We start from the raw sequence: 15252 nt of genomic DNA, 5'->3' as shown, positions 1-15252 counted from the left end.
CGATTGAGATGGAATGCCGCGATGAGTACGGCGACTTGGCCCGTGAGCTGGAAAAGACCCGGATCCAGCTGAAAGAAGTGATCCACAACCAGCGTGATGCGGCTTCTGAGCTGTCTGGGCTGGCTGAAGTGATGTCAATCAGCATGATGGAAACCAAGGAGTCGGCGCAGGAGGAGTTCAACGAAGTTGACCAACTGGCCTCGGCGATGAGCGAGATGACCTCGACGGTCCAGACTGTGGCCGATCATGCCCGCGAAGCGTCGAATGCCACCGAAGGAACCTCAGAGCAGGCGACTCAGGGGCAGCAGTTCGTTTCACAGACTATCGGCACCATCAATCAGCTATCGCAGGATATCAGCCAGTCGGCGAATGCGGTGAACCAGGTTGAGGAGCGTGTCGAGCAAATTGGCAGCGTGATTGTCACTATCCAGAGTATCTCCGAGCAGACTAACTTGCTGGCACTGAATGCAGCTATCGAGGCGGCCCGTGCCGGTGATGCTGGCCGTGGTTTTGCCGTTGTTGCCGACGAAGTGCGAAATCTGGCCCAGCGTACCCAGCAGGCCACGGTCGAGATCCAGGAAATGATCTCGCTGTTGCAAAATAGTGCCCAACAGGCTGTTGGCCTGATGGAGCAGAGTGTGGTGGAAGCCGCCGAAGGGGTGGATCTTGTAACCAACGCCGGGGGCGAACTGGACAAGATCGTTGACCAGGTCCAGCGTATCAATGATATGAACTTCCAGATCGCATCCGCTGCCGAGCAGCAGAGTGCAGTGGCCGATGAAATGAGCCAGAACCTGACCAATGTTCGCGAGCTGGTGGAAGCTTCGGTGGTGGTAGTCACCGAGCTGACGGAAACATCGGAGACGATGCAGAACCATGCAACAGAGCTGGAAGGCAAAATCCAGGCTTTTCAAGTCTGACGACCGCTTGTAAACGGCTGCCACGTTTCCGGAACGTGAGCCAGTTAACTGACAACGCCCGCTAACTAGCGGGCGTTGTGTTATGTTATTGCTAATAAGCATTTAACCCGCTTTGCCAGGGAATTGAATTAAGGAATCGAGATGAACCAGCCTGCTCCGTTGATCACCGCTGCCGACAAAGCCATCGAAAAAATTCAGAGTGCCCATCCTGAGCAGCTGGCCCAGTGGCCTGCAGATCGTTTGCAGGAACTGCGGCAGGTCCTTGGTTGCAGTGATTTTGTCACTGCTTCGATTATCCGGGATAGCCAACTGCTACCTTGGCTGGCAGATCATGCTGATGATACAGAGCATGCCAGCCAGTATCGCCAGCAGCTTGCCGTTAAGCTGGCTGCGGCGACAGATGAGAATAGCCTGATGCGCCTGCTTCGGGCTTTTCGTCGCCAGGAGATGACTTGGATTGCTTGGCGTGATTTCACGGGGAAGAACTCGCTGACACAAAGCCTTGAGCACCTGTCGCAGCTGGCTGAAGCCCTGATTATGGAAGCTTATAACTGGCTGTATGCCCAATGCTGCAAGGAGTGGGGCACCCCGATGAATGCTCAGGGAGAGGCGCAGCCAATGCTGATCCTCGGCATGGGCAAGCTTGGTGGTGCCGAGCTGAACTTTTCCTCGGATATTGACTTGATCTTTACCTATCCGGAAAACGGCGAAACCGAAGGTGGGCGACGTAGTCTGGCCAATGCCCAGTTTTTTACCCGCTTGGGACAGCGATTGATCAAGGCGCTGGATCAGCAGACATTCGACGGTTTTTGCTACCGGGTCGATATGCGATTGCGTCCGTTTGGTGACAGCGGCCCGTTAGTGATGAGCTATGCGGCCCTCGAAGATTATTACCAGGAGCAAGGGCGGGACTGGGAGCGCTATGCGATGATCAAAGCGCGGGTGATGGGGCGAGAAAGCTTCAGCCAGTACCAGGAGCTGCGCCAGATGTTACGGCCTTTCGTGTTCCGTCGCTATATCGACTTCAGTGCCATTCAGTCTCTGCGGCGAATGAAATCGATGATCAGCAGTGAGGTTCGTCGCCGTGGCCTGAACAACAATATTAAGCTGGGGCCAGGCGGGATCCGTGAGGTCGAGTTTATTGCCCAGTCGTTTCAGCTGATCCGCGGCGGACGCGAGCCCAGCCTGCGCCATCGCGGGCTGCTTGAAACTCTTTCGGCAATGAAGCAGCTGGCGCTGTTGCCGCAAGAGCAGGTTACCGACCTTGAACAGGGATACTGTTTCTTGCGCCGGCTGGAGAACTTGCTGCAGGCGATCGATGACAAGCAAACCCAAACCTTGCCGGACAAAGTGTTGGATCAGCATCGTTTGGCCTTTGCGATGGGGTATGATGACTGGACTGCATTGCTGTCGGCGGTTGAAAGCCATATGGGCGCGATACATCAGGTATTCGAGAACATTATCGGCACCGAGGAGGAAGAGGTTCACTCTGCTGCCGATACCCAGTACCACGAGATGTGGGCCATGGTGAAGAATGAAGAGGTATTGCTCAGCATTCTTGACGAGCTGTCGGCCTCGGACGTAGACAGCCAGGCCAGCACGTTAATGGGAATGAAGGCGGAATTGTCCAAGCGTACCCTGGGGCCCCGGGGCCGGGAGGTACTGGCAAAACTGATGCCGGAGGTCTTAGCGCGCATTGTGCCTCGCCCGGATGCCGCTCAGGTTCTGGCACGGGTTACCAAACTGATTGTTCGGGTGGCAACCCGGACAACGTACCTTGAGCTGTTGAGCGAGCACCCGGCAGCACTGGATCAGCTGGTCCGCCTTTGTGCTGCCAGCCCGATGGTGGCCGAGCAATTGACGCAATATCCGATTTTGCTCGATGAGCTGCTGGATCCTCAGCATCTCTATAATCCGACACCGCTGGATCAGTATCAGTATGAGCTGTACGAGTACCTGGCACGGATCCCGGAAGAGGATATGGAGCAGCAGATGGAAGCTATCCGCCAATTTAAGCAGGCGCAGCTGCTGCGAATCGCTGCGGCTGATATTGCTGGTGCACTGCCGCTGATGAAAGTCAGCGATCACCTCACTTACCTGGCCGAAGCGATTATCGGAGCCGTGGTCAATCAGGCCTGGCTTCAGATGGTCGAGAAGTATGGCGAGCCATCCCATCTTCAGGACCGTGACGGCAAGGGCTTTGGCGTACTGGGTTATGGTAAGGTCGGTGGTTGGGAGCTGGGCTATGGCTCCGATCTCGATCTGGTGTTTCTCCATGACTGTCCGGCAAATGTCTATACCACTGGCAAGAAGGAAATCGACGGCCGCCAGTTCTACCTCAGGCTGGCACAAAGGATCGTCCACCTGTTCTCAACCCGAACCTCGTCCGGAGTGCTGTATGAAGTAGACGTGCGTTTACGCCCGTCGGGTGCATCCGGGTTGCTGGTCAGTACTATGGAGGCTTTTGCCGAGTACCAGCAACAGGAGGCCTGGACCTGGGAGCACCAGGCACTGGTGAGGGCACGTATGGTATATGGTGACAGCCCGTTGCAGCAGGCATTTACCAAGGTACGGCAGGCTATTTTGATGCAATCTCGCGAAATGGCGGTCTTACAGCAGCAAGTGGTGGAGATGCGTCATAAGATGCGTGAGCACCTTGGCAGCAAGAAAGCCGGCATGTTTGGCCTCAAGCAGGACGAAGGCGGGATCACGGATATAGAATTTATTGCCCAGTATCTGGTCTTACAGCATGCCAGCAGTGAGCGGGACCTGACCCGCTGGTCTGATAATGTTCGTATCTTCGATACGATGGCCGAGTGCGAGATCCTCAGTATTCAGGATGTACAGGCGCTTAAGCTGGCCTATTGCCATATGCGTGATGAAATTCATCGTCTCAATTTGTTGGGCCTGTCGGCGTATGTGCCTGAAGATCAATTTGTAGCCGAGCGCGAGGTGGTCCAGCAGGTTTGGCAACAGTGCCTTCAACAGTAAAGGCGATGAAAGGTAAACAGCCCCGAGGCTTTGTGATAGTATTTCTCGGTTTTTCTTCTCAGTTTTTCTACCCCGGAGATAATAATGAAACTGACTCTTCCTGATTATGATCAAGCAGGTGTTTTGGTGGTTGGTGATGTCATGCTAGACCGTTATTGGTATGGACCAACCGGGCGTATCTCGCCTGAAGCGCCTGTGCCTGTTGTTAAGGTCGATCAGATCGAAGAGCGCCCGGGCGGCGCGGCTAACGTGGCAATGAATATTGCAGCGCTGGGAGGTCATGCTCGCCTGGTTGGCCTGACGGGGATAGATGAGCCGGCGAAAGCGCTGAACGAAAAACTGTCATCGTTGGATGTTCGCTGTGATTTCGTATCACTGCCGGATTATCCGACCATTACCAAGCTCCGGGTAATGAGCCGTGGCCAGCAGCTGATCCGCCTCGATTTTGAAGAAGGTTTCCATGATGTTGCGGCCGATATGATTCTGCCGCGCCTCGAGCAGTCGTTGCCGAATGTCAAAGCGATGATCCTGTCTGACTATGCCAAAGGCGCGCTGGAGCATGTCCAGGCAATGATCCAAATGGCCCGCAAGACTGGCGTGCCTGTGATGGTCGATCCGAAAGGAACTGATTTTGAGCGCTACCGTGGTGCGACGCTGCTGACACCGAACCTTTCAGAGTTCGAAGCTGTCGTAGGCAAGGTCAATACTGACGAGGAACTGGTTGAAAGAGGCTTTGGCCTGATTGAGCAGTTCGACCTTGAAGCCTTGCTGGTCACGCGCAGCGAGCACGGTATGACCCTGCTGCAAAAAGGTCAGGAACCGTTGCATATGCCGACATTGGCGCAGGAAGTTTATGACGTTACCGGTGCCGGTGATACTGTCATTTCGGTACTGGCGGCATCGTTGGCGGCAGGTAAATCGCTGTCGGATGCCTGTAAGCTGGCTAATGCTGCAGCCGGTGTTGTGGTTGCCAAGCTGGGTACCTCGACGCTGTCTACGATTGAGCTGACTGAAGCGATTCATGGTAGTCAGGATAGTGGTTTTGGTGTGATCGCCGAAGCCCAGCTCAAGCAGGCTGTCAAGGCAGCCAGAGCGCGTGGCGAGAAGGTTGTTATGACCAATGGTTGCTTTGATATTCTGCATGCTGGCCATGTTGCTTATTTGAATGAAGCTGCCAAGTTGGGTGATCGCCTGATTGTCGCGGTTAACTCGGATAGCTCGGTACAGACTTTGAAAGGACCAGGACGACCAGTTAACCCTGAAGACCGCCGTATGGCTGTATTAGCCGGACTTGGTGCCGTTGACTGGGTGGTGCCGTTTAGCGAAGAAACACCACAGCGCCTTATCAGTGAAATTCTGCCAAGCCTGTTGGTCAAAGGCGGTGACTACAAGCCGGAAGAGATTGCCGGTGGCCAGGAAGTGGTTGCTGCTGGTGGCGAGGTCAGGGTACTGAATTTTGAAGATGGCTGTTCAACGACAGAAATCATCGAAGCTATCCGTGGCGGTCGCGGGTAATAGAGCTATCGCCTTACATTGCTCGAACTTAGCAAAGTACAGCATCTTATAGATAACAGAAGCGCCATCCTCGGATGGCGCTTTTTTAATGGGGTTTATACCTATGATTGAGTCGGTTATTTGGCTGCCATCAGGCCAGTATTAACATCCAGGACGTCTTGCTCGTTGAGGGAGCCGACAGCCTGTTTCAGTCTTAGCTGGTTCAGGATGTAGTCATAGCGAGCATTGGCAAGCTGACGGTTGGCATCGTACAGGCGGCGGGTCGCATCCAGCACGTCAACAATGGTACGGGTACCGACATCAAAACCGGCTTCGGTTGCTTCAAGTGCAGACTTGGCAGAAATCACTGACTGCTGGTAAGCACGAAGAGCTCCGATAGAGGCGTTGATGTTGTTGTAGAAGGCGCGGACATCCTTGACTACGCTACGGTAGTCTTCCTCTAGCTGTTCGCTGGAAGAGACATAGGAGAACTGCGCCTGCTTGACTTCAGAGGTCACGCGGCCACCAGTGTAGAGTGGCAGGTTTAGATTGATACCTGCATTTAGCGTACCGTCATCGGTTGCTGGGTTCTTGTCGTCGTAGCTGTAGTCGGTAGTGAATGACAAAGTTGGCAGATGGCCGGACTCAGCAAGTGCAATCTGATCGCGGGCGATGTCTTGTGAAATGCGCGAGGTCAGTAAGCTAAGGTTTTCGGTTTCGGCATCTTTAATTAGTTCCAGAACCTTGCCTTGCGGACGGCTGGCTGAGAAGCGACCGGTATCAAGGATACTCAGGTCGGTATGCTCCTGGCCAGTGATCTCGCGCAGCCCTTCATAGCTGTTGGTCAGCTCATTTTCATTCAGGATCTCATCGGCCAGTACGCTATCGTACTGAGCTTGGGCATCATGCACATCGGTGATTGCCGACAAACCAACTTCGAAGCGCTGTTTGGTTTGTTCGAGCTGACGACCGACCGCGGCTTTTTCGGCGCGGACAAATTCAAGGTCATCCATTGCACGCAATACTGCAAAGTAAGCTTCGGAAACACGTAGGATCAGCCCTTGCTGAGAGGTCGCGTAAGCGGCATCTCGCTGGCGAGCCTGTTTCTCGGTAATGTCGAGGCTTACCCAACTGGAGCGATTGTAAAGTGATTGGCTTAGACTCAGCTTGCCACTAAGGCCGTCGGTATCACCGTCCATGCGTGATATGCCATAACCCGCATCTAGATCAATTTGCGGCAACAGTGCACTGCGTGATGAATTAATCTTTTCAAATGCTGCGTCTTTATCGGCAGCAGCACGAAGCAGCTGAGGATCGTTTTGTTTGGCTTGTTGGTAGATATCGGCTAAATCATCAGCCAGTGCTGCCTGGCTGAAACCGCCAAGCGCAACGCTAATAATAAGCGGAAGCAATTTTTTCATGGATGCCTTTCCTGGTCCTGACAAAAAAAAAGAGATCAAAGCAATCAGTCTATCCGAAGAAACCTTGCCTGAAACTGATCGTTGTTCATTTTTACTTAGTTTTACGCTGTTTACTTAATCATATGTGATTGTAATCTATCCAACTACAAAATTGGACTTAAAAAAAATCATAATATTTGTCATAAATGTTGAATTAAATCATTGCTGCCAGCCATTTTGAATGAAAAGATATAGAGCAAAGGGAGAAAGCATAATGAGTAACGAGTTGCCTTCAGGCTCTGCGCCGGATGTTTATAGCAAAGATGATGTTGAAGTTTTGTCGACGGAGACGCTGTATCAGGGATATTTCAGCATGGTGAAATATCGTTTTCGCCATAAACTTTTTGCCGGAGGCTGGAGTGAGCCGCTTGAACGGGAGTTGTTCGAGCGTGGTCATGCCGCTGCTTTGTTACCTTATGATCCAGTTGAAGATAACGTAGTGTTGGTCGAACAGTTTCGAGTCGGCGCTATGGCGGCAGATTGCTCGCCTTGGCAGCTGGAAATTGTGGCCGGCATTATCGAGCCGAACGAGACCGCCGAGAATGTGGTGAATCGCGAGGCCGTAGAGGAAGCCGGTGTAACGGTGACCGAACTGGAAAAAATTACCCGCTATCTGTCGAGCTCCGGTGGTTGTTCCGAAATGCTTGATGTCTTTGTCGGTCGTGTCGATAGCACCAAGGCCCAGGGGATTCATGGCCTGGCCCATGAAGGCGAAGACATTCGGGTGCATGTGGTATCTCGACAGGAAGCATACCAGTGGATTGAATCTGGTAAAATTGAGAATGCAGCCTCAATCATTGCGCTACAATGGTTGCAGCTAAACTATTTAAGATTACAGGCTCAGGCTCAATAACCAGTCCATTGGTTTAAGGACACCGATTGAATAAAAGATATACCGTTGATTTTGCAGGAATCATGCGTTTGTATGAAACTAACTATGCGAAGTTGCTCCCATTACTGCCAAAAACAGATCAGGTGGGAGACGAGTGCGTATATAAGGTTTTTGAGCACGAATACCAGTTGCGAATCACGGAATCGACCCGCTACACCACAGTGATCGAGCTGTGGCAGCGTGCTGACGGGGAGCTTCCGGATTACCTGATCCCCCGACTCACAGTGCGGTTATACCACGATGCCAGAGTGGCAGAAGTGTGTACCGCTCAGCAGATTTCTCGGCTTAAGCCGAGGTATGATTACCCAAATTTGCGGATGCACCAGAAAGATGAAAAACATCAAGTGAACCGCTTCTTGGGTGACTGGCTGGCCTATTGCCTGAAAAATGGGATCAGCAAACAATCGGTTTGTTAACAGTATTAGATAAACAAGGTTTTTGACGTTTTGCAGATGTATTCTCTGCCTCAGACGAACCCAGACAGTGTGGTTCTCCTTCAAATCACCGATACCCATCTATTTGCCAATGAGGCAGGTAGCTTGCTGGGCGTCGCGACCAAAGACAGCTTCCATGCCGTATTGGATGCTGTCGATGCGGCTGCGCGTCCGTTTGATGCTGTGGTTGCAACCGGTGATATCTCACAGGATCATAGTGAACGGTCTTATCAGCGTTTTAGCGACGGTATTGCGCGTTGGTCGCAGCCATGTTTCTGGCTGCCGGGTAACCATGACTATCAGCCGAGTATGTCCTCGGTGTTACCGTCTCCGCAAATCAAGCCTTGCCAGCAGGTACTGGCCGGCGAGCACTGGCAGGTGATCTTGCTAGACAGCCAGGTCCAGGGTGTCCCGCACGGGGAGTTGAGCGATGCACAGCTAACGATGCTGGACGAGGCACTGGCGTCTCAGCCTCAGCGCCACGCGCTGGTGTTGTTACACCACCACCCTCTGGAGGCTGGCAGTGCCTGGCTGGATCAGCATAAGTTGCATAATGCCGACGCATTTTGGAAGGTCGTGGATAAATACCCGCAACAGGTAAAGGCGGTGTTGTGTGGCCATATTCATCAGGAGCTGGATCGAATCTACCATGGGGTACAGGTACTGGCGACGCCGTCGACCTGTATTCAGTTCCAGCCCGATTCTAACGATTTTGCGTTGGATAAGCTTAACCCGGGCTGGCGTTACCTTGAGCTCATGGCCGATGGCCGGGTTGTGACCTCGGTGTCCCGGTTGCAGGGTGAGTGTTTCGCTCCCCAGTTCGACGCAGGCGGATACTAGATGAAACCGCTGTTACTGTATATCCATGGCTTTAATAGTTCACCGAAATCGCTGAAGGCGACGGAGATGGCAGAGTATTGCCGTCAGCACCGCCCGGATATTCGCGTTGAGATCCCGCAAATGCCGTGTTACCCGGCCGAGGCGGCAAGTTTCATCGATAATCTTGTTCGCTCGCTGCGACAAGATTATCAAATTGGGCTAGTAGGCAGCTCCTTGGGGGTTTATATTTCAACCTGGCTCAATCATCGCTACCAACTTCCGGCTGTGGTGGTTAACCCTGCCGTTAAGCCGTATGAGTTGTTGGTCGATTACCTCGGGGAGCAGGAAAATCCCTATACGGGCGAGCGTTATCTGCTGGAGGCCAAACATATGGATGAGCTGAAGCAGATGGATGTACCGGAAATCACGACGCCTGAGCTATTTTGGCTGATGCAGCAGGAAGGTGACGAAGTGCTCGATTACCGCCAGGCTGTTGCAAAATATGCCGGCTGTAAGCAAACCGTGGAGCCCGAAGGCGATCACAGTTTTATCGGTTTCGACCGTTTCCCCGCTGAAATCATTAAGTTTCTAGGGCTCTAAACCGTTGGCTGGCGGGTAATCGCCGATTGACGGGTGATGGAGCCGGACTCACAATTGTGGGCATTATCCTCGACCTCAGCTTGACAACCGGGCTGGGGTTACTGACTATTGTGGCAAAAATTTTCTCGTAAACTTCCGTAATATGACAGATCAAAGCTATAACGCTGGAGCCATTGAGGTTCTCAATGGCCTTGAGCCAGTACGCCGCCGTCCCGGCATGTACACCGATACGGTCAGGCCTAACCACCTCGGTCAAGAGGTTATCGATAACAGTGTCGATGAAGCATTGGCCGGCCATGCCCGCAAAGTTGAAGTCATCCTCCATGCGGATCAGTCCCTTGAGGTCATTGATGACGGCCGTGGTATGCCGGTGGACATCCACCCGGAAGAAGGGGTATCAGGCGTTGAGCTGATCCTCTGTAAGCTGCATGCCGGTGGTAAGTTCTCCGGCAAGAACTACCAGTTCTCCGGTGGTCTGCACGGGGTTGGTATCTCGGTGGTGAATGCCCTGTCGACACGCGTCGAAGTGACTGTGAAGCGCGAAGGACAAATCTACCAAATTGCGTTTGAAAACGGCGATAAGGTGTCCGAGCTGGAAGTCATTGGTACTTGCGGACGTCGTGCCAAGGGAACCCGGGTTCACTTCTGGCCAGCTGCCCAGTATTTCGACAGCCCGAAATTCTCGGTCTCGCGCCTTAAGAGTGTGCTCAAAGCCAAGGCGGTCTTGTGCCCGGGGCTTGAGATCGTCTTTACGGATAAGAACACCGATGAAACTTTGCGCTGGTGCTATGAAGATGGTTTGAAGGACTATCTTGCCGAAGGCGTTAAAGGCTATACCCTGCTGCCAGAAGAACCGTTTACCGGTGTGTTCAGCGGCCAGACTGAAGCGGCCGACTGGGCATTGCTGTGGCTGCCGGAAGGCGGTGAGCTGATCACCGAAAGTTACGTCAACCTGATCCCGACGGCGCAGGGCGGTACCCATGTCAACGGTCTGCGACAGGGTCTGCTGGATGCGATGCGTGAGTTCTGTGAGTTCCGCAATATGTTGCCACGCGGGGTCAAGCTGACAGCCGACGATATCTGGGACCGCTGTGCCTATGTCCTGTCGGTGAAAATGCAGGATCCGCAGTTTGCCGGTCAGACCAAAGAGCGACTGTCCTCGCGCCAGTGCGCGGCGTTTGTTTCCGGGGTGGTGAAAGATGCCTTCAGCCTGTGGCTGAACGAGCGTCCTCAATTGGCTGAACAGCTGGCGGAAGTGTGTATTGCCAACGCCCACCGCCGTATGCGTGCCAGCAAGAAGGTGGTACGTAAGAAAGTGGCATCCGGCCCTGCCCTACCGGGTAAGCTGGCGGATTGCTCCCAGCAGGATCTTAGCCGGACCGAGCTGTTCCTGGTGGAGGGGGACTCGGCGGGCGGATCGGCCAAACAGGCCCGAGACCGTGAGTTCCAGGCAATTATGCCGCTACGCGGTAAGATCCTGAATACCTGGGAAGTCTCGGCCGATCAGGTACTGGCCTCACAAGAGGTCCATGATATCTCTGTCGCGTTGGGTATTGATCCTGACAGTGATGATCTCAGTGGACTGCGCTACGGTAAAATCTGCGTCCTCGCGGATGCGGACTCCGATGGTTTGCACATTGCAACCTTGCTGTGTGCGCTGTTTATGAAGCACTTCGAGGCACTGGTGCGTGCAGGACATGTTTATATTGCCATGCCGCCGCTATACCGGATTGATTTGGCCAAGGAAGTTTACTACGCACTGGATGAGGCCGAAAAAGATGGCATTATCGATCGCCTGAGCAGCAAGCGAGGCAAGATCAATGTCCAGCGATTCAAAGGCCTGGGTGAGATGAACCCGCTTCAGCTGCGTGAAACCACCATGGATCCGAATACTCGCCGTCTGGTTCAGCTAACCATTGATGATGATCAGCAGACCAATGAAATGATGGACATGCTGCTAGGCAAGAAACGGGCGGAAGACCGTCGCTACTGGCTGCAGGATAAAGGCGATATGGCTGAGGTGTAAGCCTCGTTATCTAGGCCGTGAAGCCCTGACCTTCTCAAAATATGATGGCTACTGCCTGCCGATGGCGGGCGGTAGCAAAGAATGATTGAACGGAATACCCAACGATGACTGATGTCTCAATGGACGGCGTTGAACAGCTCCCGCTGAGGAAGTTTACCGAAGACGCTTATCTCAATTACTCCATGTACGTAATCATGGATCGTGCCTTGCCGTTTATTGGTGATGGTCTGAAACCTGTACAGCGCCGTATTATCTACGCAATGTCAGAGCTTGGCCTGTCAGCAACGGCGAAATACAAGAAGTCGGCCCGTACCGTCGGTGACGTACTGGGTAAGTATCACCCTCATGGTGATTCAGCCTGTTACGAAGCCATGGTATTGATGGCGCAGCCGTTCTCCTACCGTTATCCGCTGGTGGACGGACAGGGGAACTGGGGTGCACCGGATGATCCGAAATCGTTCGCGGCAATGCGTTATACCGAATCGCGTCTGTCTCGCTTCTCCGAGGTGTTGCTTGGTGAACTGGGACAGGGTACTGCTGACTGGGTTCCGAACTTCGACGGCACGATGAAAGAGCCGAAGATGCTGCCGGCCCGCTTGCCGCATATTCTGCTGAACGGGGTAACCGGTATCGCCGTTGGTATGGCGACGGATATCCCGCCGCATAATGCCCGTGAAGTGGCCAATGCGGCCGTGCATCTGATTGAGAACCCGAAAGCCGAGCTGGATGAGCTGATGACGTTTGTCCAGGGGCCGGACTATCCGACAGAAGCAGAGATCATTACGCCTAAGACTGATTTGAAGAAAGTCTACCGTACCGGCCGCGGCAGCATTAAGATGCGTGCCGTCTGGCACAAGGAAAACGGTGATATCGTGATCACGGCGTTGCCGCATCAGGTTTCCGGCTCGAAGCTGCTTGAGCAGATTGCCGCACAGATGCGGGCCAAAAAGCTGCCGATGGTCGATGATCTGCGTGATGAGTCCGATCACGAGAACCCGACTCGTATCGTGATTGTTCCACGTTCAAACCGCATTGACTGCGAACAGCTGATGAATCACCTGTTTGCTTCTACGGATCTGGAGAAGAGCTTCAGGGTTAACCTCAATATGCTGGGCCTTGACGGGCGTCCGCAGGTGAAGGGGCTGGTTCAGATTGTTACCGAGTGGCTAGCGTTTCGTCGTGACACGGTTCGCCGTCGCCTCCAGTTCCGTTTGGATAAAGTGATTGCCCGCCTGCATATCCTTGAGGGTTTGCTGGCTGCGTATCTCAACATTGATGAGGTGATTGAGATCATCCGTACCGAGGATGATCCGAAAGCCGAGCTGATGTCGCGCTTTGACTTGAGTGCAACTCAGGCTGATGCGATTCTGGAAATCAAGCTGCGCCAGTTGGCAAAGCTGGAAGAAATCAAGATCCGTGGCGAGCAGGACGAGCTATCGAAAGAGCGTGAAAAGCTCGAGAAGCTGCTGGGATCAGAGCGTCGTCTCAATACCCTGATTAAGAAAGAACTGTTGGCGGATGCCGAGAAATACGGTGATGACCGTCGCTCGCCGCTAGTTGAGCGTGCTGAGGCCAAAGCGCTGACCGAGCGCGATCTGGTACCAAGCGAAGCCATTACGGTTGTGCTGTCGGAGAAAGGCTGGATCCGTCATGCCAAGGGGCATGAGGTGGATCCGACCTCGCTGAGCTATAAATCCGGTGACGGTTATCTGGCTCATGCCCGCGGCAAGAGTAATCTGCCGGCGATTTTCCTCGGCACAGATGGCCGAAGTTATGCGCTGGAATCTCATACTCTGCCTTCGGCACGAAGCCAGGGTGAGCCGATTACCGGTCGTCTAAACCTGACGCCGGGCTCGAGTATGCGGCAGGTGATGATGGCGGATGATGATCAGCTATGGCTGATGGGCTCGGATGCCGGCTACGGCTTTATCTGTAAGACATCAGATATGGTCTCGAAGAACAAGAGTGGCAAGGCGCTGCTGACGGTTCCCGAGAATGCCGAAGTGATGGCCCCTCAACCAATCAACCAGATTGACAGTGATGAGATTTTGGCTATTACCAATGAAGGTAGAATGCTGCTGTTCCCGATCAAAGATCTGCCGCAGTTGGGCAAAGGTAAAGGGAATAAGATCATCAACATTCCGGCAGCCCGTTCCAAGGCGCGGGAAGAGTTTCTTTCCCAGCTTGTGGTTCTGCCTGCAAATGGGCATGTCACAATTTATGCGGGTAAGCGTAAATTAGGGCTGAAGCCGTCGGATCTTGATAACTTCCGCGGTGAGCGTGGCCGACGGGGATCGCTGCTTCCACGGGGACTGCAACGTGTCACCCGAATGGAAGTCGAACAGCCTGACGCGCCGGCTGGCGAATAACAGCCACCATTGTCGTCGATATCAAAAGCCCTCAAAAAGAGGGCTTTTTTCATAATATTGAACCCATAGACAATAATTTGTGTACTTAGAGGGTGTAATTTCCTCTTGCCTGAGTATACTAGCGAACGCTTGTACGCTGAGGAGAGTTCCATGATATTTTTATTGCGCATGGTCGCTGTCGCAATTTTTGCAGTTGTCATGTTTGTATTTGGCTGTGGCTACTGTTTGCTGAGCCCGCGCAACCCGAAAAATGTTCATAATGTGGGTCGCCATTTTTGTAAAATGGCCCGGATCTTTGGGATTAAACTGGAACTCCGCTATGCCGAAGGGGCCGACGATGTCGGTGCCAGCATTTATATTGCCAACCACCAGAACAACTATGACTTGTTCACTGTATCTGGTGCCATCATGCCCCGTACCGTTACCGTCGGTAAGAAAAGCCTTGTCTGGATGCCGTTATTCGGCCAGCTGTACTGGCTGACGGGCAATATCCTGATTGACCGTGCGAACCGCAGTCGGGCTGCCGGGACAATCAGCCAGATTGTCGAGAAAATTAAGCAGCTTCAGGTATCGGTATGGATGTTCCCGGAAGGAACCCGTTCACGTGGTCGAGGCCTGCTGCCGTTCAAGACCGGTGCATTTCATGCCGCGATTGGCGCCGGTGTACCTGTTGTGCCTATTGTCTGCAGCTCAACTGAACATGTAAACATGAATCGCTGGGATAACGGCGTGGTGATTGTTGAGGTAATGCCGCCAGTCGTGACTGAAGGGTATACCAAGGAAGATGTTCGCCAGTTATCTAACCAGTGTCGTACAATCATGGAAAATAAACTGGCTGAGCTCAATGCCGAAGCCGTTCAGCGTTCTGCAAAATAGTGATGCTATAATTTAGCTCCTGTAGAGCGTTACTGGATAAAATTAAGGACATGCCTAGCGTGTCCTTTTTGCTTTTATAGATATAGATGTAGATATCATGATCGAAGAACAGGTTGTTTTAGTGGATCCTCAAGGCCGGGAACTGGGACTACAGGAAAAAATGCAGGCCCACCGGGACGGGGCACTGCACCTGGCCTTTTCCGTGTTGTTGTACCGGGAAACCGATAATGGCAGGGAGTTTCTGATGCAGCAGCGAGCGCTGGGCAAGTACCACAGTGGCGGTTTGTGGACCAATACCTGTTGTTCCCACCCGCGTCAGGGGGAATCGATGGAGCAGGCCGGTATACGCCGCCTTGGTGAAGAAATGGGAA

Annotated in this window: 12 protein-coding genes; 11 read left to right on the top strand and 1 reads right to left on the bottom strand. The window is 53.2% G+C overall.

The genetic code is table 11. The features are described from left to right. The 3 genes from MHN01_RS04955 to hldE form a co-directional block, all read left to right on the top strand. Positions 1-920 (top strand): methyl-accepting chemotaxis protein (locus tag MHN01_RS04955; RefSeq protein WP_239410303.1); only part of this gene is annotated, 920 nt, incomplete at its 5' end. A gap of 141 nt (positions 921-1061) precedes the next feature. Then, positions 1062-3911, top strand: a complete 2850-nt coding sequence (glnE, locus tag MHN01_RS04950) for a bifunctional [glutamate--ammonia ligase]-adenylyl-L-tyrosine phosphorylase/[glutamate--ammonia-ligase] adenylyltransferase (protein WP_239410302.1) — start codon at positions 1062-1064, stop codon at positions 3909-3911. Between the two features lie 84 nt (positions 3912-3995). Next, on the top strand, positions 3996-5426 hold the full coding sequence (gene hldE / locus MHN01_RS04945; RefSeq protein ID WP_239410301.1) for a bifunctional D-glycero-beta-D-manno-heptose-7-phosphate kinase/D-glycero-beta-D-manno-heptose 1-phosphate adenylyltransferase HldE: 1431 nt from the start codon (positions 3996-3998) through the stop codon (positions 5424-5426). A gap of 116 nt (positions 5427-5542) precedes the next feature. On the opposite strand, the gene tolC is transcribed toward hldE, so the two are convergent. Next, positions 5543-6826: an outer membrane channel protein TolC gene (gene tolC / locus MHN01_RS04940; protein ID WP_239410300.1), complete on the bottom strand. Its 1284-nt coding sequence runs from the start codon at positions 6824-6826 to the stop codon at positions 5543-5545. A gap of 253 nt (positions 6827-7079) precedes the next feature. Between tolC and nudF the strand changes: the two genes are divergently transcribed. From nudF to MHN01_RS04900, 8 genes are all read left to right on the top strand, one after another. Next, entirely contained in the window at positions 7080-7718 is a 639-nt protein-coding gene (gene nudF / locus MHN01_RS04935) for an ADP-ribose diphosphatase (RefSeq protein ID WP_239410299.1), read from the top strand. Between the two features lie 26 nt (positions 7719-7744). Continuing rightward, positions 7745-8173 carry a DUF1249 family protein gene (locus MHN01_RS04930; protein ID WP_255725052.1) on the top strand — a complete coding sequence of 143 codons (429 nt, stop codon included), beginning with the start codon at positions 7745-7747 and terminating at the stop codon, positions 8171-8173. Positions 8174-8209: 36 nt separating this feature from the next. After that, positions 8210-9031, top strand: coding sequence for a 3',5'-cyclic-AMP phosphodiesterase (gene cpdA / locus MHN01_RS04925; RefSeq protein WP_239410304.1), 822 nt, complete (start codon positions 8210-8212; stop codon positions 9029-9031). Continuing rightward, the gene (gene yqiA, locus MHN01_RS04920) at positions 9032-9610 is read left to right on the top strand and encodes an esterase YqiA (protein WP_239410298.1); all 579 of its coding nucleotides are present in this window, start codon (positions 9032-9034) and stop codon (positions 9608-9610) included. Between the two features lie 142 nt (positions 9611-9752). Next, entirely contained in the window at positions 9753-11636 is a 1884-nt protein-coding gene (parE, locus tag MHN01_RS04915; RefSeq protein WP_239410297.1) for a DNA topoisomerase IV subunit B, read from the top strand. Between the two features lie 104 nt (positions 11637-11740). Further along, the gene (parC, locus tag MHN01_RS04910) at positions 11741-14005 is read left to right on the top strand and encodes a DNA topoisomerase IV subunit A (RefSeq protein ID WP_239410296.1); all 2265 of its coding nucleotides are present in this window, start codon (positions 11741-11743) and stop codon (positions 14003-14005) included. Between the two features lie 150 nt (positions 14006-14155). After that, the gene (locus MHN01_RS04905; protein ID WP_075767069.1) at positions 14156-14881 is read left to right on the top strand and encodes a 1-acylglycerol-3-phosphate O-acyltransferase; all 726 of its coding nucleotides are present in this window, start codon (positions 14156-14158) and stop codon (positions 14879-14881) included. Between the two features lie 97 nt (positions 14882-14978). Next, the coding region (locus tag MHN01_RS04900; RefSeq protein WP_239410295.1) for an isopentenyl-diphosphate delta-isomerase at positions 14979-15252 on the top strand (274 nt) is incomplete at its 3' end.

Origin of the sequence: Photobacterium sp. OFAV2-7 (assembly GCF_022347985.1) — a bacterium.
Taxonomy (GTDB): domain Bacteria; phylum Pseudomonadota; class Gammaproteobacteria; order Enterobacterales; family Vibrionaceae; genus Photobacterium.
This window is presented reverse-complemented; position numbering and strand designations above follow the sequence as displayed.